Here is a 17322-nt window from a genome sequence, read left to right as displayed (position 1 = left end):
TAATCGGCCAAACGACCCCTGACCTCCACGACTCCCTAAGGGTGGCCTTGGCGCATATCGTCGTAGACGGGGACAATATTCAAAAGAGTTACCTTCGGTCTCCGAACGTCTCCGCTCAAAGGCGCCGGAAATTGGATCAACTTCTGAATGACGTGCTTCGCTACAGCACGCGCCATCCGACAGCGCGTATCGACCTTTTGATTCTCCCTGAGGTTTCAGTCCCTCACGCGTGGGCCACCTTCATCACCCGGTGGGCACGCGAGCACCAGATCGGCGTCGTTTGTGGTCTCGAACATCGAATCGATCGCAGTGGAAATGCGTGGAATGAGCTGCTTGCAGCGCTGCCCTACCGCGCGCCAAATGGAACGAAGGCCTGCGTTCCGGTCCTGCGTTTGAAGCGACATTATTCGCCCTACGAGACATTCGTCTTGGACAACAACAGTCTCACAGTTGCCGATCGCCCGAATAAAAGCCTCTACCAACTGATCCAGTGGCGAGGGGCGAGTTTCGCCCTCTACAATTGCTACGAACTCACAAGCTTGGTGGATCGGTCTTTGTTCAAGGCACGGGTGGATTTCATCGTAGCCTCCGAATACAATCCCGACGTCAGCTATTTCTCGAACATCGTAGAATCCGCCGCTCGCGACCTGCATTGTTTCGTTGTCCAGGTGAACAGTGCCGATTTCGGCGACTCGCGAGTTGTCAGTCCCGCGCCAACTGAGAAACAAAAGAACAGCCCGCTAAGAATAAAAGGAGGCGACAACCAAACCTTCCTGACGATGGAACTACCGCTCAAGCGACTACGCGACCATCAGCGTCTTGGATACGGACTGCAAAAGGACTCCAAGGAGTTCAAGCCGACGCCGCCCGATTTCTCACCCACACAAGTCCTCCGACGAATCAACCTCGGAAACTCATGACAATGAAAACCGATACCTCCGAGAAAGGGCTCGAAACCCTGATCATGCGGCACCTGACCGGCGCGGACGGACTGCCGTCGGGCGCAGGGGACATCGTAGCAGAGGATCCGCCGTTGACCGACGGCAGCGGGTGGTTCGCCGGTAGCCCCGCCAGCTACGATCGTGAGTTCGCGGTGGATACGGACCCACTGTTCACGTTCCTGCAGGTGACCCAACCGGAAGAATACGGGAAACTCGGTCTGAGCGACTACCGGGACCGCAAGAACATCGCTCGCCAGAAATTCCTCGCCCGAATCCAAGGAGAGGTTTCCCGGCGCGGCACGATCGATGTCCTTCGCAATGGGATCAAACACGGGCCGCTCAGCTTCGATCTGTTCTACGGCACACCTTCGCCCGAAAACCTGAAGGCGGTGGCGAGGCATGCGGCCAACCGCTTCAGCATCACCCGACAGCTCGCCTACAGCCGGGAGGAAACGAAACGCGCACTCGATTTGTGCGCCTTCATCAACGGTTTGCCCGTGATGACCTTCGAGCTGAAGAACAGCCTAACCAAACAAACGGTCGAGGATGCGATCGAACAATACCGGCGCGACCGCGACCCGAGGGAGACGCTGTTCACCTTCGGCCGCTGCGTGGTGCACTTCGCTGTCGACGATTCGAAGATTGCCATGTGCACCGCGCTCAAGGGCACCAAGGGCATGGCCAAGGATTCGTGGTTTCTACCCTTTGACCAAGGTTGGAACGACGGTGCCGGGAATCCGCCCAATCCGAACGGACTGAAGACCGACTATCTTTGGAAGACGATCCTGACACCGGCTGGACTGACCGAGATCTTGGAGAACTACGCCCAGATCGTCGAGGAGGTGAATCCCAAGACCGGGAAGAAGAAGCGGGTGCAGATTTTCCCGCGCTATCACCAACTCGACGTGGTGCGTAAAATTCTCGCCGACGTGCGCGAGAAAGGCGCAGGAGAACGCTACCTCATCCAGCACTCGGCTGGCAGCGGCAAATCCAACTCCATCGCATGGCTGGCACACCAACTCATCTGCTCGCGAAATGGCAGCAAGGCGGTGTTCGACTCGATCATCGTCGTCACCGACCGCCGCATTCTCGACAAGCAGATCCGCGAGACGATCAAAGGCTTTTCCCAGGTCGGCAGCATCATCGGCGCGGTGAAGGAAGGTGGCGGCACGTCCAAGACCGAACAGTTGTCGAAATTCCTCAAGGACGGGAAAAAAATCATCATCACCACGGTGCAAACCTTTCCCTTTGTCCTTGATACGATCGGGGAGGAACACCGCGGCGGAAACTTCGCCATCATAATCGACGAAGCCCACAGCAGCCAGAGCGGACGCACGGCCGCCGCAGTAAGTGCGGCGCTCGCCGAAAAGGACGAAGACGAGGACACCGCGGAAGACTGGATCAACGCGCAGCTGGAAGCGCGGATCAAATCCAAGAAGCTCCTCAACAACGCGAGCTACTTTGCGTTCACCGCCACGCCGAAGAACAAGACGCTGGAGATGTTCGGCATCCCCTGCCCGGAAGGCGACGAGGTCAAACACCGGCCGTTCCACGGCTACACCATGAAGCAGGCCATCCAAGAGGGCTTTATTCTGGACGTGCTGAAACACTACACCCCGGTGGACAGCTACTACCGGCTGGCCAAGACGGTGGAAGGCGACCCGGAGTTCGACGTGAAGAAGGCCCGCAAGAAACTGCGCGTCTACGTCGAGAGCCACAGCAAGGCTATCCGCGACAAGGCGGAAATCATGGTCGACCACTTCATCGAACAGGTGATCGGCCAAAACAAAATCGGCGGGCAGGCCCGGGCCATGGTGGTCACCGGCAGCATCCAGCGCGCGATCCAGTATTTCTTCGTGTTCCGCGACTACCTCACGGAAATCAAGAGCCCCTACCGCGCCATCGTCGCGTTCTCCGGCGAACCAGAATACAAGGGCGAGAAGGTCAGCGAGGCGAAGCTCAACGGATTCCCGAGCAATGACATCGCGGACAGAATTCAGGAGGATCCGTATCGCTTCCTCATCTGCGCGGACAAATTCCAGACCGGCTATGACGAGCCCCTCCTGCACACCATGTATGTGGACAAGGCGCTTAACAGCATCAAAGCCGTGCAAACACTTTCCCGGCTGAATCGAGCACATCCCAAGAAGCACGATGTCTTCGTGCTCGATTTCCAGAACGACACGAAGGCCATCGAAGAATCGTTCGCCAAATTCTACCGCACTACGATTCTCAGCCGCGAAACCGACGCCAACAAGCTACACACCCTCAAGGGCGAATTGGATGCGTATCAGGTTTACGCCCCCGAGCAGATCGACGCATTGGTCGAGTTGTATCTGAGTGGCGCGGACCGCGATAAACTCGACCCCATCCTCGATTCCTGCGTCGCGGTCTACAATGCCGAGCTCGATGAAGAAGGTCAGGTCGACTTCAAGGGCAAGGCCAAGGCCTTCACCCGAACCTACGACTTCCTCGCGACCATCCTGCCCTACGGCGTCAAAGAGTGGGAGAAACTATCGATCTTCCTGAACTTCCTCATTCCGAAACTGCCCGCTCCCAAGGAGGAGGATCTCGCGAAAGGCATCCTCGAATCGATCGACATGGACAGCTATCGCGCGGAGAAGCAGGCCACACTCGCCATCGCGCTGCCGGACGCCGATGCGGAGATCGAACCGGTGCCGACCAGTGGCGGAGGCCGCAAACCGGACCCGGAGCTCGATAAGCTCTCCAACATTATCAAAGTGTTCAACGACCAGTTCGGCGGACTGTTCAATGATCCCAAGGCCGTAGAGGCCCGGATCATGGGAGTCATTCCGCCCAAGGTTTCAGCGGACCCAGCCTACCAAAACGCGAAGCAACACTCCGACCGGCAAAACGCTCGCATCGAACACGACAAGGCGCTCCAACGAGTCATCACCGCGATGTTCAAGGACGACGCCCAGCTCTTCAAACAGTTCCAAGACAACGAGTCGTTCCGTGGCTGGCTCACCGACATGGTATTCCGAATGACGTTCGAAGACTGAATCGTTCACGCCGAAACAATCTGCAGTAAGGCCTGCCTACGCTGGTCGTGGTTTACGACAACATCCATTGATAGAATGTCGCACGCGCGGGATGACCTTTGCGTCTCAGTTCGCCTTTCTCAATCACCTTGATGGCACCTGCATTTTCGAGGTAGTTAAGTTGTCGAGCTGCAGTTTGGCACGCGCACAGCATGCGTTCAGAAAGATTCGTAGCGGTGAGGTAGAATTGCCGGGTGGCGAAGTTCTTCTTGGAGATACTGAGGCTATGACAGATTCGGAAGACCGCACGCAATCGGTCGTCCTTTAGGTCTTGGTAGATTCGTCGACCGTCACGTCCTATGTTCCGAACGGTAGGCCATGATTCCCGACACCCTCCAATCATGCTCCATGTTTCGTTCCAATGCCGTTCGCGTGTGTCGTGAAACAGTCCACCGGGAGCACCATCGAACCATTTCACGCTGAGCACTGCCACCAACTCCGCGCAAACCAAGTTGAGAAGCAATGGAACTCGGTCGGCAATGAATGCGTTTCGCTTGGCAGCAACATAGGGCGTTCGACTTACCCAATCTCTCCAAACGTTGCGCTCGACGAATTCGCTGAGATCGCAGTCGATGTGGGCTGGCGGGGTCGACATGTGATTGCAGGCAATCAATCGGGAGGAATCCTCCCTCCCAAGCGCTGCCCTCTCTGAGGAGGAAGGAGAAAAGAGTTCCTTCTCAAAAGACTGCATCACATGTGATGCATCTACATCACACCCCGTCGGACTTTTTTTTTCTGAATCGCAGTCCCCCGGACCGAACACCAAACGCTCGCTAGAAGCCCTCCAAACCCGAGAGTCAAAACTCGCGAAGCAATTGGATGCCACATTGCTCGGTCTGGGATCGATGAGAACATCAGCCGGGAGCACCGACTTGAAGTGAACACTAGCCCGTTCGAAGCATGCTCGGTGATCGGAAATCTCGGCGACTTGGGTCCCTACGATCACTTTGAGACCGCGACCGCTTGGAGAGACAAAAAACGCGAGCACATAAACATCAGCCTTAAGAGTCCGCCGGACTTCATCTGCCCGCGCACCTAAGTCATCGAGGTCGAGGCACAACAAGCCGCTCGGCTCTACAATGTCCGTTGCCTTAAGTCCGTCGAATGTTCCGGAAACCTTAGCGATAGGTAGGCGGTTTTTGAGATGGCTGGCTTCATCCTTCGATTCGCACGATCGAATCCTTTCGACGGACTCTCGCCATTTCCCGAGTTCCACGTCCGCCAGAAATTGGCGCAACGAAACGTTTTGCGGGTCACGTTTAGATTTTAGCGAAGGAAAGACGGTGAAGCGTCGATCCATCAAAATAGAGGGCTCAGCGCTTTGTTTGCATTCCATGACGTGAGCGGACCGGCGGCGTCTCGACCGCCAAGGCGGCCGACGCTTCCAGTCTGGCTAAGTGTTTTTCGCGCTGACGAATCGCGTCGCAGAGTCGGCGTTGCTTGGACCGCATGTTATGCAGCTGCGTCTTCACATCGGGGATACTGCTTGGCTTGGACTTTGGCACCGATCGGCTCATCGCGACACTCTCCCTTCTTCCATTTCTCGAATAAATCGGCGGCGATCCGCGATCACGCGCCGACGATACCGGAGCTGCCCTTTCGTCAACTTGGCCGCTACGGCTTCCAGCTCAGCTTGGCGTTCGTCGGTCCATTGACGGAATTTCAGAATTTGCCATGCGTGGTCTGCTGGCTGTAGCGCGGGGGCGACAGGATCGGGGTGGAATTTATGTTTCCTTGCCCCCATCTGTGACTTCGCAATCAATTCGGGATAAGGGGGCTCCGGGGGAAGTGTCTCGTCGTATCGACGAAACAACCTGAGCACGTCAACGAGACGGTAGCAGACGCGCTTGTAGGAAAGCCGAACGGGCGGCAAGTCACCGGACTTCTCCAGACTGCGAAGTAGTCGGTTCGATTTCGTCTCGATGCCAAGCATCTGCCGCACTTCCGAACGAGAAACGAGTTTCGCTGGTGTGAATGTCAGGTCCATTCGGTCCTTTCAATTCCGACCACCAATGCGGCTGTCTTCGATCAACCGTTCCACCTCGGCCACGTCGAACACGACGAGGCGTTGATGAATCTTGAATTTGGAAATCCGCCCACTCTCCGCCCAGCGGAAAAGGGTCCTCGGATTGATACCCAGGCGATCTGCTAATGGGCGGGCTTTGAGAAATTGGCGAGGACCGGAAGTGACCGCCGAGTGTTCGTTGTTTTGGGATGTATTCATGTCTGCAATAGTGCAGACGAGAACCTATCAGAAACGGAGGTGCGCTGTCTCAGCGCGGCGTGCACAAAATGACGGAGTTGCATTTTGTGCACATTGAAACCTATGGGAGGTTATTGGCGAACCAGGTCGTGAACGCCTCAGTTAGACCGTCTTCGATGCGCTTAGGCGAAACACCCGGCGGATTTTTACTCTCCGCTTCAATTTTGCTGAGCCTGCGTTTGTATTCGTCGTCGTCCTCCGGGCTCAGTCCTCCCTTGTTGGAACTTGGCCTATTCTCCTTCCACGTTTTGAGACGAGTCCGTTTTCGGCTGATGATTTGTTTACCGTTCCTCTCAGTCGCCAATTGATAGAGTGCGGAATGCCTGTCTGAGAGCGGGCGCGGATAGGTCTCGATGAGCCAACGCACGATGAGTGCAACCCAGTCAGCACGGGTTTCTTTGGTCAGTTCAGGTAGGGCGAAAATGTCCGTCTCGATGCCCTGACCAGTGGGTTCTGCGGCCATTCGGATTTGTTGGAACGCTGGCGCGACAATGAACTCCCACAATTTCTGAACCGGAGGGAGCTTCTGTCGTTTTTTCCCTGTAAACCACGGTCCCTTCTGAATCCCGCATAGCATCGTTTTCTGACGGTTCGCGGCCTCTGATTTGTTCGGATAGCCGAGAATAGGAAACATTCCGAAACCGTCTCCTCCACACCAAAAATGCAGAGCCTCCCTGCGGGCGACGAGACTAAGAACCTGTTGAGGTTCATACGGGCATGGATCGAAAGGGCTGTAATGTGGCTGATTCGCCGGGGTCTCGTTGAACCAAACTCCATGAACTGCTTCCGTTGCAGCACGCGCCAACGATACGAGCTCCAGTATTGCCAAAGGATCGCCCGAGAATGCGCGGCACTCCAAACGAGCTACCGCATCAAGTCCCTTTCGCCCCACGGCAATGGTCTCATTCAGTTCAGGACTCATCTGCTACCTCCAACGGACGCAGTCGAGCACCGCCTATGCTCACCTCCACTCGCTTCCGTTTGGCTACGTAGTGCGCACTCGTAACGCGAATGTCCCGGTGGCCGAGGTGCTGGCGTGCAGCCTCGATCCCAAAATCTGCCGCGACCAAGGAACCGGACTCTTTTCGAAGCCCGTGGATCGCCTTCGCCTGTTTCACGCCCTTCTCTTTCAACCAAGCGTTCAGCCGACGCCACGTGCAATCGCACCGGTAATAGTCGTAGGACGCCGCCGGGTTAGGCTGGGCCCCTTCCATCACGAACTCGGACACGCACCCGTTCTTAAATTCTTTCAGAACTTCAACGGCAGTCGCCGCCAAATCGATCGTTCGCTGAGACTCTTCCGTTTTCGGTTCGAACCACTTCGACCGACGGAGGTGAATACAGCCTTCGGCAAGATCCACCTGCTCCCACAAAAGTAAATCGGCTTCCTTGCGTCGCAATCCGGCCCAAAGAGCCAAAACCAGTCCGAGGAACTCCTGTCTATTCGTCGGCCACAATTCGCGCTGAGCGCACGCTAGGAGCCATTCCGCGTTCACGTCCGAATGATAACGCTGCGGACCCGGGTCCTTTAATTTCATACCCTCATACGGATTCGCCGGGAAATTCACTTTCAACAGATTCAGCACGTCTGGGGTGAACAGGGCGCGAGTGCATCGAAGATAAGATGCAGCAGACCGTTCCGCCGACTTGCGGCGCGTCGGATCACTTCCGGCACGGGCGACATAGGCGTTGCGCCAAGCGTTCACAGAGTCGGGCGTAAGCACGTCGAGGGGCTGTCCATCGATCTTCGCCAGCCAAGCCGCCCGCCCGCCGTTCACGTAGTCATACTTCGCCCGCCTAGCCTTCGCTTTCAACCCCACCTCCAGTTTGGCAATGTCGGAAACCATCTTCCGAAGCTTCACGGCGTATCGACGGAGGGTGGCTGGCTTGAGGTGACTCCGTTTGCCTACGTCGGCGAGAAACTCCCCAACGGTGCAACCTCGGTCCTGTTTTTCCGCACCGGGCTTGTATCGCTCCAGCGTCGCTTCCCAGCCAACCGAAATAAGCGAAAGGTAGATGTCCCGTGCCTTCACCGCCGCCGCCGCTTGATTGGCAGTATCCAAGTTGAACCAACTTTCACGCCTCTGGTGAAACATCCTCACCTGCCACTCAGGCACCTCCGCCCGCTCCCCCGTCCTACCAACGTATGCGCGACGTTTAAGTTTCGCCCGCCAGTAGTCCTGATGGGTCTTGGGGAGTCTCGTGGTTTTGGATCGGGACTTTGTCTGTCCGGTTTCTGTCCGGTTTTTTCTGTCCTCAATTGTCCGCGTCTGACTTTTGCTGTCTTTGTCTTTCATCGCTAGTTTACCTATGAAAACCCACGAATTTAGCAGGCTAAAACGGATAAATACGGACAGATGAGGACACGTAAAGCCAATAACTGTTAATCACTTGGTCGCTGGTTCGACCCCAGCCCGAGCAGCCATTTTCAAAATGGCATCTGGAGCGTCAAAGCGTGACACCAGATGCCTAAGCTCCTCCTTCCCCTGCATCTTGCAGGGAGCGAGTGAGGAGACACGCAATCTGCGCGACCGCAAGCACGCAGGGCAAACCGCGGTGTAAGCGCGTCCCCGGCTGGTTCCCGCCGCGGCTATGCCCGCCGTTTCGACTACCAGCTCACTTTGTCGCACTCCATGGAGTAGATCGCAGTGACGAAGCCGTCGTCCACCACGGGTCCCACTCGGAGGGTGCCAAACAAAAACAACGGGCTGTCCATCAAGGATTGGGTGGATCCTTTGGTCATCCGCACCGCAATGATTTCGGTGAGTTTCGGCTCCACGCCATAACAACACGAGGTGGTGCTGGCCATGCCCAGAAACTCCGTCACCCCGCCGTCGGCAAACACCACCGGTAGCATGTAGGCCGGAATACACACCTTTTTCCCATCCAATTCCTTGATATCATCCGGGATCTTGGCAGCGGCATACTCCTCCTCCGTCATGCTCCCAATCGCTTCGAGATCGTTCAGGTCGATCTCAAATTTCCCCAGAAAATTGAATCCGACCGGCACATAGTCCTTGAGCGAGATTTTGCCTTCGGCCGCCTCCATGGCGCGAACTCCCGCCGCGCTCAGCAAGGCGATCCACAGCGTTGTCAGAAGAATCCGTCGCCAACGTGGGTGCATGCTTACCAACGTTGGTCGACCTCCCGGGGAGTCAACCGCCCCACCCGGACCGCGTGGCCCAAAAAATAGATCAATTGATATAACGCCGCCGATTGCGCTCGCCCGGGCCTGCCCGTCCTGTCGCTGCGTCGTGGGAAATTCCGCGAGCCTGCGTCCCCTCGACCAGTCGCTTGCCGTTCCGGCACGAGCGCTGTGACCGACCCACGTGAAACCTCAGCCCGCGACTTTTTCCCGTGTCACTTCTCACCATTTCCGGACTCCAGAAAAGCTTCGCCGGCCCGGCCGGTGACACAACCCGCATTATCGATATCGACACGTTTGAACTGGCACCGGAAACACATCTCGCCCTGCGCGGCCGCAGCGGTTCGGGCAAGACCACGTTTCTCCATTTGATCGCGGGTATTCTCCCCGCCGACGCGGGGTCGATCTGTTTTGATGGCATCGAACTTTCGCAACTTTCCGAAGCCCGCCGCGATCGTGTGCGCGCCACCAACATCGGCTACATTTTCCAGACTTTCAACCTACTCCAAGGCTACACCGCACTGGAAAACGTGTTGCTCGGCATGGCGTTTTCTCCGGGTGGGATCGATCGGAAACGAGCGGTCGCCATGCTCGATCGGGTCGGACTCTCGGATCGGCTGTCTCATCGTCCCCGCGAGCTCTCCACGGGCCAGCAACAACGCGTCGCTGTCGCCCGCGCGCTGGCCAAACGTCCCCGCCTGGTCCTCGCCGATGAACCCACCGGCAACCTCGATCGGCGCAACGCCGACAATACCCTGAGTCTGATTCGCGAGGTCTGCACGGAAGACCCAACCGCCCTGCTGCTCGTCAGCCACGACGATGCCGTTCTGGCCGAGTTCCCTGAAGTTGTAGATTTTTCGGCTCTCAACCCATCGGCAATGCCGACCCAACCATGACGCTTCCCTTCATCGTGCTGCGCAGCCTGCGCCAGCATTTGCTTTCGACCGTCGTGACCGCCACCGCCATCGCCCTCGCCGGGGGTCTGCTGCTGTCGGTGTGGGCGATCAAAGACCAAACGCGGACCACGTTCACGCAGGCCAACAGCGGCTTCGATGCCGTGCTCGGCGCCCGCGGGTCGAAGCTGCAGCTCGTGCTCAGCTCCATCTTTCACCTCGAAGCTTCCGTCGGCAATGTCACGGCCGCCGATTTCGCCGCGATCCAACGTCACCGCGCCGTTAAACGTGCGATTCCCATCGCCATGGGTGACAACCTCGATGGCTTCCGTCTCGTTGGCACCACTCCGGAACTTTTCACCGCAGTCGAATACCGCCCCGGCCAAACTCACCAGCTGCAAGCCGGCCGGATCTGGTCGGGAGACGCGTCCGAGGCCGTGCTGGGTAGCTTTGCCGCCGATCGACTCGACTTGAAAATCGGCGATACGTTTCACCCGTTTCATGGTCTGGCGTTCAGTGAAGCCCATGAGCACGAAGACGAATACACGGTCGTCGGCATTCTCGCCCCGTCCAACACGCCCACGGACAAGGTCGTCTGGATTCCCCTCCATGGCATCCAACACATGAGTGGACACAATCCGGCCGCCGCCGACGAGATCAGCGCCGTGCTCATCCAGCTGCGTTCCCCCAGTGCCGGGTTCATGCTCGACACCCTGTTCAACCGTCAAGGCGAACACCTCACCTTCGCCTACCCCATTGCCGCCATCGTCGCCGATTTGTTTGGAAAAATCGGCTGGTTCGATCGCGTGCTGGCCCTGGTGGCCTACCTGGTCGCGGTAGTCTCCGCGGCGGGGGTGTTGGTCGCGATCTACAATTCACTCTCCGCCCGCCGACGCGACCTCGCCATTTTGCGCGCTCTGGGAGCGGGCCGCGGCACCTTGTTTGGCAGCGTCATCCTGGAAGCCGCCGCGTTGGGCGGTTTCGGCATGGTGGGTGGCTTCGGGGTCTATGCCGCCATCACCGCCGTCACCGCCACCATCATCCGCGAGGAAACGGGCGTGGTGATGCGGACCTGGACCTACCACCCCGTGATGCTGTGGGCCCCACTGGGTATGATTTTGTTGTGCGCTCTGGGCGGCGTCATTCCCGCCGTGAAAGCCTACGCGACCAACGTGGCCGACAACTTGTCACCGCAATCCTGATACCGGAACCACCGCGGGATGCGTGGCCGCCATCGAAGGAGCACCGGCCAGATCACCCCGGATCTCGGCCGCCCGTTTCAGTCCGTGAGCGCTGTTTTTACCCGTGAGACGCACACAGAGACTGTCCATCCACGTGTAAACAATGGGCACGACGAACAATGTCATCACGGTCGATATCGCCAATCCCCCGACAATCACCAACCCCAGCGGATTGCGAATCTCAGCTCCCGCCCCCTGCGCGAAGGCGATTGGGACCGCTCCCAGGATCGTCGACACCGAGGTCATCAGAATGGGCCTAAAGCGGATCGTGGTCGCGCGGAACGCCGCCGTCGCCGCATCCAGTCCGTCGTCGATTTGCAGCTGGTTGGCGAACTCCACGATGAGGATGCCGTTTTTGGCGATGAGCCCGATCAGCATGATCAGTCCAAACCGGGCGAAGAGGTTGTCGGTCAAGGCCGGTCCCCAGAATCGCGTGGCATAGAGCACGATGATCCCGCCGGAAACCGCGATCGCCACGCCGGTGAAAATCGTAAACGGGTGCACCCAGGACTCGAACTGCGCGGCTAAAATCAGAAACGTGAACAACAGCGCCAAACCAAACAGCATGTAGGTGTCACCCGCGCCTTCGATGAACTGCCGCGCCGGGCCATCCCACGCGTAAGTTGAACCGGCGGGCAGCAAGTCCGGAATCACCCCCTGCAGAAACATCACCGCATCGCCCATGGTCACACCGTCCGCCAACGGGGCCGACAAGGTCACCGATCGCAGCCGGTTGAAGTGCGGATAACTCTCCGGCACCGCATTTTCATTCCAGCTCACCAGGTTGCTCAATTGCACGAGATGCCCCCGGCTGGAGCGCACATAAATGCGGGAAAGGTCATGCGGAGTCATGCGCCGCGTGCTCTCGACCTGCAGGATCACGTAATATTGCTGACTGCCGCGTTGAAACTGCGTCACCCGACGGCTGCCGAGCAACGTCTCCAAGGTCGTCGCGATATCGCTCACCGGCACTCCCAGATCAGCGGCTTTGTCCCGGTCGATGCGCACATCCAACTGGGGTTTGGTGGGAGACGGATAAAGGCGCAGCGGTCCGAACAATTCACTTTCCCGCATCGTATCCAAAAAGGTCTCACCAGTTACCTGCAGCTCATCGAATTGGCTGCCCATCAAAACCAACTGCAACGCACTGCCCCGCCCCGGTCCGCCGCCGCCGCCAAACGGCCGTTTGGGCCCCACCGTGACCTGCACCCCGGTGATCTTGTCCGTGGCAATTTTGCGCACGTCCGAAATCACGTCCTGCGTCGTGCGTTCGCGATCCTCCCACACGTCGAGTGTTCCGGTCACATAAGCACGGCCGGGACTCTGCCGCTGAAACGTGCGGTCAATCTCCGGGATCTTTAAAATCTCCTGCTCCAACTGCCGACCGTAGGAATCCATATACTGCGGCGTCGACCCCACGGGCGCTCGCAGGTTGGCGGTGAACACGCCCCGGTCTTCGGCCGGAATCAACTCCCGCTGCAGCTGGGTATAGAGCCAGCCGCCCAGTCCGACCATCGCCAGGGTCGCCGCAAACACTCCCCAGCGCCACCGCACCGCCACGCGCAGCGCCACGTCGAACCCACGATTGAGCGCGACGAAAAACGGCTCCGTGCGATCGTAGAACCAGCCGTGCCCACCGCCCGGACGCGGCGGCAGCAACAGCCGCGAACACAGCATCGGCGACATGGTGAGGGCCACGACCGAAGACATGATAACCGCCACGACGAGCGTAATGCCGAACTCAAAAAAGAGGCGGCCGGTTTGCCCCGATTGGAACGCCACCGGCAAGAACACCGCGGCCAACGTCAGCGTCGTGGCCACGATCGCAAACGCCACCTGCCGGGCCCCGTGCAACGCCGCCGACACCGGCTTCTCGCCCGCCTCGATCCGGCGATAAATGTTTTCGAGCATCACGATGGCGTCGTCCACCACCAACCCGATCGCCAGCACACAGGCGAGCAGCGTCAGGATGTTGATCGAAAACCCCAGCGTGGCGATGATGGCGACCGTGCCGACCAACGAGACCGGCACTGCGACCAGCGGGATGAGCGTCGCGCGCCAGTTGCGCAGAAACAGGAAGATGACCAATACGACCAGAAACGTCGCTTCATAGAGCGTGTTATACACTTCGTCCACGGTGCGCTCGACGTAGGCCGAATCGTCCTTGCTCAACTCCACCACGATGCCTTCCGGCATTTCCTGTTGAAACACCGGGATCAACGCCTTCACCCCATCGCACAACTCCAACAGGTTGGTCGACGGCTGCCGCAGGATCTGCACTCCCACACTCAGCCGTCCGTTGAAATACGTCGTGCTCCGATAATCCTCCGCGCCCAGTTCGACCCGCCCGATGTCGCGAAACTTCACCTGGTAATCACCGCGCGTGGCCAGGACCAGATTCTCAAAATCAGACACCTCACTCATGCTGCCCATCAAGCGCACGGGAAACTCCCGGGTCTGCGATTCGATGCGTCCGCCCGGCACTTCGACGTTCTGCCGCTGCAGGGCCGACTGCACATCCGCCACCGTCAGGTTGTAGGCCGCCAGGCGATCACTGTCGATCCACAGGCGCATGGCATAACGTTCGCCGTCGATCTGCACCGACCCCACCCCGGGCACGGTCTGAATCCGAGGCAGCACAATGTTCTCGATCAACTCCACAATCTCCAGACGGTCGTAAACGTCGGAGTTGAACGACAGGGTCACGACCGGCGTGGTATCCGGATCCACTTTACTGATACGCGGTCGGTCCACCTCGTCGGGCAAGCGCACCCGCGCCACCAGGTCGCGCACGTCGTTGGCGGCTTCGTCGATATTGCGGTTGAGATCGAACTCGATCGCAATGCGCGAACTTTGCTCGGAGGAGGTGGAGCGCATGATCTTGATGCCCTCCACCGCCGAGAGTTGCTTCTCCAGTGGATCGGTCACCTTCGTCTCCACCACCTCGGCGGAGGCACCCCGGTAAGTCGTCGACACACTGACCGACGGAGACTCGACGTTGGGATACTCGCGCACCGGCAACCGGTTGAACGTGAGCACGCCGATCAGGATGACAAGCAGGCAGGCCACGGTGCAAATCACCGGGCGCCGGATGGAAAGGTCGGAGAGAATCATGGCCGTAAAATCAATCCACCGCCCCGAGGGTCGGCAGGAGTTCGTCGCGCAGCGGCACGAGTTTTAACGCCCGTCCAGCCGAAAGATTCACCGCGCCGATTCCGGACGCGACCACCGGCTGTCCGTCCGCCAGACCCGCGCCGGCCTCGGGTTCGATTTCCACCATGCCGCCGGCGCGCATGCCGGCGGTCACGCCCACATACTTCGCCACCGGACCGTCACCGGTGGCGTCGACCACGGTGATGCGCATGCCCTCCCGGGTGACCAACAGCGCACTCTCGGGCACCACCAAGATCTGCCGACGCACCGCCAGCACGAGTTCGATGTTACCGAACATGCCGGGCTTGAACTCCGGCGGTGGATCGACCAGCCAGCCTTTGACTTCCGTCGACCGGGTGTCGCGATTGATCCCGAGGTTCACGAAATAGACCTCGCCCTGCACCGGAGCCACGAGATCCAGCGACCGGGAATCTACTGTAAATGTGGTGCCCGGATGCACTTTGTTCAAAAACGCCTCCGGCACCTGAAACTCGATCTTCAACCGGGAAACATCGGTGATCGTGGTGATGCTGGTCTGGTTGTTGACGTAGTCACCGGGCGAAATCTGGCGCCCGCCCGCCACCCCATCGAACGGGGCGCGCACCATGGTTTTGGCCATGCGACTGCGCTGCAGTTCCGCCCGGGCCTGCGCCGTGCGAAACTGAGCCTGCGCCGACTCATAATCCGCCTGCGAGATCGTGCGATTCTCCGCCAATCCGCGCAGTCGTCGCAGATTGGCGTCCGCCAGTTGCAGCGCTGCTTCCGCCTCGTGCAATTGCGCCTGCAACTCAGTGTCGTCGATGCGCAACAACACCTGGCCCTTCGTGACCACACTGCCCTCGACAAACGCGATTTCCCGCACCACCCCCGCCGTCTCCGCCCGCACTTCCGCCGATTCCCGGGCCGCGATCGAACCCACCAACGTCAATCGTTCCACCAGGTCCTGTCGGGCGAGCGGCACGACTTCCACCAGCTGCTCCGATCGCGAGGCGACGGCGGCTCGGGAAGGTGCGGTCTTCGCGCAACCGACCATTAGCAACAGGGACAGCGCCCCGACCGGCGCAAACATTCGAAGGGATTTCATGAGTTGGGAAGAAAGGTTTTCCGATCCGGCCGCGGGCGGTTTTCGTGCGGCGGGCAGCCGGCCCGGGGGGGGGGATCCTGGTCACTTGCGGTAATCTAGCGGCGGCGGACGATTACCCAGCAACGGCTCGTAGCGAAAATCCGCGCCGCGACGACGGTCGAGATCCTCCCGCGCCGCCGTGCGCAAATCGGGATCGGTGAACAAATCCACCGCCGTCAACGCGATGGTCTTGGCGGCGACCATCATGCCTTTGGTGGCGATCGAGGTGCCTCCCGCCGCCACCGCCTGCCAACTGTGGCCGGGCGTGCCGGGGACCCAGGTGGCCGCCGTGAGCCCAATTGTGGGCACCATCCAACTGACGTCGGCCACATCGGTCGACGCGGGAAACGGCGGGGTCTCCGGCTGAAACGGTTGCACCTGAGAGGCCATCTCCGGTGCCGCACTGCGACCACCGGGAAGATTGCGACCCAGGACCCGCGCAAACGTGCGCTCTTCGTCGTCGTAGTCCACCCCGCCCACCCGCGAGAGGTTGGCATGCATGGCGCGCCCCAGCGGTTCGTTGGGCAGCAATTCATAATTTCCGTGGATGATTTCCCACTCGACCGTGGTGTCGGTGCCCATGGCCGCCCCCTGCGCCGCCTGCTCCAATCGGGCCCAGACATCCTGGATCACGAGACGGTCCGGATTGCGCACGTAATAGAATACTTCCGCGAAAGCGGGCACCACGTTTGGGGCTTCGCCGCCCCGCGTGATGACATAGTGGATACGCGTATCGGAGGGCACGTGCTCCCGCATCATGTTCGCCATGTAGTCAAACGCCTCCACCCCATCCAACGCCGACCGGCCACGCTCGGGCGCGCCCGCCGCGTGCGAAGCCCGCCCGTAAAATCGAAACTTGGCTGACTTGTTGGCCATCGAACTGCCCATGCCCACCGCGTTGCGATCCCCCGCGTGCCAGTGCAGAACCGCGTCGACATCATCGAACAGCCCCGCCCGCACCAGGTAAACCTTGCCGGAGCCGCCTTCTTCGGCCGGACAGCCGTAGAAGCGCAACGTGCCCCGGGCTCCCGTGGCTTCCATCCAGTCCTTCACCGCAATGGCGGCGGCGGTGGAACCGGTGCCAAACAAATGATGCCCGCAGGCGTGCCCCGCCATGGCTCCATCGGTCCGCGGTTCCCGCTCGGGCGAGGCGGTTTGCAGCACGCCGGGCAACGCGTCGTATTCGCCCAAAATGCCGATGACCGGCTCGCCCGCCCCATAGCTGGCGATGAAGGCAGTGGGCATGCCCGCGACTCCCGCCTCGATCTCAAAACCCGCCGCGGTGAACTGCTCCTGCAACCGGGCCGTGCTTTTATACTCCTGGTAACCCACTTCCGCATAGGTCCAAATGTCCCGGGCAATGGCGGCGTAGCGCGGCGTGCGTTGGTCGAGCAGCGCCATGATTTCCGGCTTGGTCGACTGGCCGCCGGCGACAGCGGCGAGGAGCAGTGTAATGAAGGTGCGAATACTGAAACGAAGCATCATGACAGGTTAAATAAAG

13 protein-coding genes are annotated in these 17322 nt (G+C 59.4%); 4 read left to right on the top strand and 9 right to left on the bottom strand.

Going from position 1 to position 17322, the window contains the following annotated elements; translation table 11 throughout:
- Positions 1-152: 152 nt before the first annotated feature.
- Positions 153-920 carry a carbon-nitrogen hydrolase family protein gene (locus tag PXH66_RS04030; RefSeq protein ID WP_330932234.1) on the top strand — a complete coding sequence of 256 codons (768 nt, stop codon included), beginning with the start codon at positions 153-155 and terminating at the stop codon, positions 918-920.
- Positions 921-922: 2 nt separating this feature from the next.
- A complete protein-coding gene (locus PXH66_RS04025; RefSeq protein ID WP_330931209.1) occupies positions 923-3964 on the top strand; it encodes a type I restriction endonuclease subunit R in 3042 nt (1013 codons plus the stop codon).
- 52 nt (positions 3965-4016) lie between these two features.
- Here the strand turns inward: PXH66_RS04025 and PXH66_RS04020 are convergent, their stop codons facing one another.
- The 6 genes from PXH66_RS04020 to PXH66_RS03995 form a co-directional block, all read right to left on the bottom strand.
- Positions 4017-5339 carry a BT4734/BF3469 family protein gene (locus PXH66_RS04020; RefSeq protein ID WP_330932233.1) on the bottom strand — a complete coding sequence of 441 codons (1323 nt, stop codon included), beginning with the start codon at positions 5337-5339 and terminating at the stop codon, positions 4017-4019.
- Between the two features lie 177 nt (positions 5340-5516).
- A complete protein-coding gene (locus PXH66_RS04015; RefSeq protein ID WP_330931207.1) occupies positions 5517-5990 on the bottom strand; it encodes a hypothetical protein in 474 nt (157 codons plus the stop codon).
- Positions 5991-5999: 9 nt separating this feature from the next.
- Positions 6000-6227, bottom strand: a complete 228-nt coding sequence (locus tag PXH66_RS04010; protein ID WP_330931206.1) for a helix-turn-helix transcriptional regulator — start codon at positions 6225-6227, stop codon at positions 6000-6002.
- Positions 6228-6327: 100 nt separating this feature from the next.
- Positions 6328-7188: a hypothetical protein gene (locus tag PXH66_RS04005; RefSeq protein ID WP_330931205.1), complete on the bottom strand. Its 861-nt coding sequence runs from the start codon at positions 7186-7188 to the stop codon at positions 6328-6330.
- The gene (locus PXH66_RS04000) at positions 7178-8329 is read right to left on the bottom strand and encodes a tyrosine-type recombinase/integrase (protein WP_330931204.1); all 1152 of its coding nucleotides are present in this window, start codon (positions 8327-8329) and stop codon (positions 7178-7180) included. The genes PXH66_RS04005 and PXH66_RS04000 overlap by 11 nt, the downstream gene beginning before the upstream one ends.
- Positions 8330-8874: 545 nt before the next feature.
- Positions 8875-9390 (bottom strand): DUF3299 domain-containing protein, encoded by a 516-nt coding sequence (locus tag PXH66_RS03995; protein WP_330931203.1) that lies wholly within the window; start codon positions 9388-9390, stop codon positions 8875-8877.
- A gap of 233 nt (positions 9391-9623) precedes the next feature.
- Here PXH66_RS03995 and PXH66_RS03990 point away from each other — a divergent pair, with 233 nt between their 5' ends.
- Positions 9624-10307, top strand: coding sequence for an ABC transporter ATP-binding protein (locus tag PXH66_RS03990; protein ID WP_330931202.1), 684 nt, complete (start codon positions 9624-9626; stop codon positions 10305-10307).
- Positions 10304-11506 carry an ABC transporter permease gene (locus tag PXH66_RS03985; RefSeq protein WP_330931201.1) on the top strand — a complete coding sequence of 401 codons (1203 nt, stop codon included), beginning with the start codon at positions 10304-10306 and terminating at the stop codon, positions 11504-11506. Before PXH66_RS03990 ends, PXH66_RS03985 begins: the two co-directional genes overlap by 4 nt.
- On the opposite strand, the gene PXH66_RS03980 is transcribed toward PXH66_RS03985, so the two are convergent.
- The 3 genes from PXH66_RS03980 to PXH66_RS03970 form a co-directional block, all read right to left on the bottom strand.
- Positions 11492-14659 (bottom strand): efflux RND transporter permease subunit, encoded by a 3168-nt coding sequence (locus PXH66_RS03980; RefSeq protein WP_330931200.1) that lies wholly within the window; start codon positions 14657-14659, stop codon positions 11492-11494. The two genes, PXH66_RS03985 and PXH66_RS03980, sit on opposite strands and share 15 nt — an antisense overlap.
- Positions 14660-14669: 10 nt before the next feature.
- A complete protein-coding gene (locus PXH66_RS03975; RefSeq protein WP_330931199.1) occupies positions 14670-15782 on the bottom strand; it encodes an efflux RND transporter periplasmic adaptor subunit in 1113 nt (370 codons plus the stop codon).
- An 81-nt stretch (positions 15783-15863) separates the two neighbouring features.
- The gene (locus tag PXH66_RS03970) at positions 15864-17303 is read right to left on the bottom strand and encodes an amidohydrolase (RefSeq protein WP_345781750.1); all 1440 of its coding nucleotides are present in this window, start codon (positions 17301-17303) and stop codon (positions 15864-15866) included.
- Positions 17304-17322 lie beyond the last annotated feature (19 nt).

Origin of the sequence: Synoicihabitans lomoniglobus (genome assembly GCF_029023725.1) — a bacterium.
In the GTDB taxonomy this organism is placed as follows: Bacteria; Verrucomicrobiota; Verrucomicrobiia; order Opitutales; family Opitutaceae; genus Actomonas; species Actomonas lomonigloba.
Note: the sequence above shows the minus strand (reverse complement) of the source record. Positions and strands in the feature narration are given on the sequence as shown.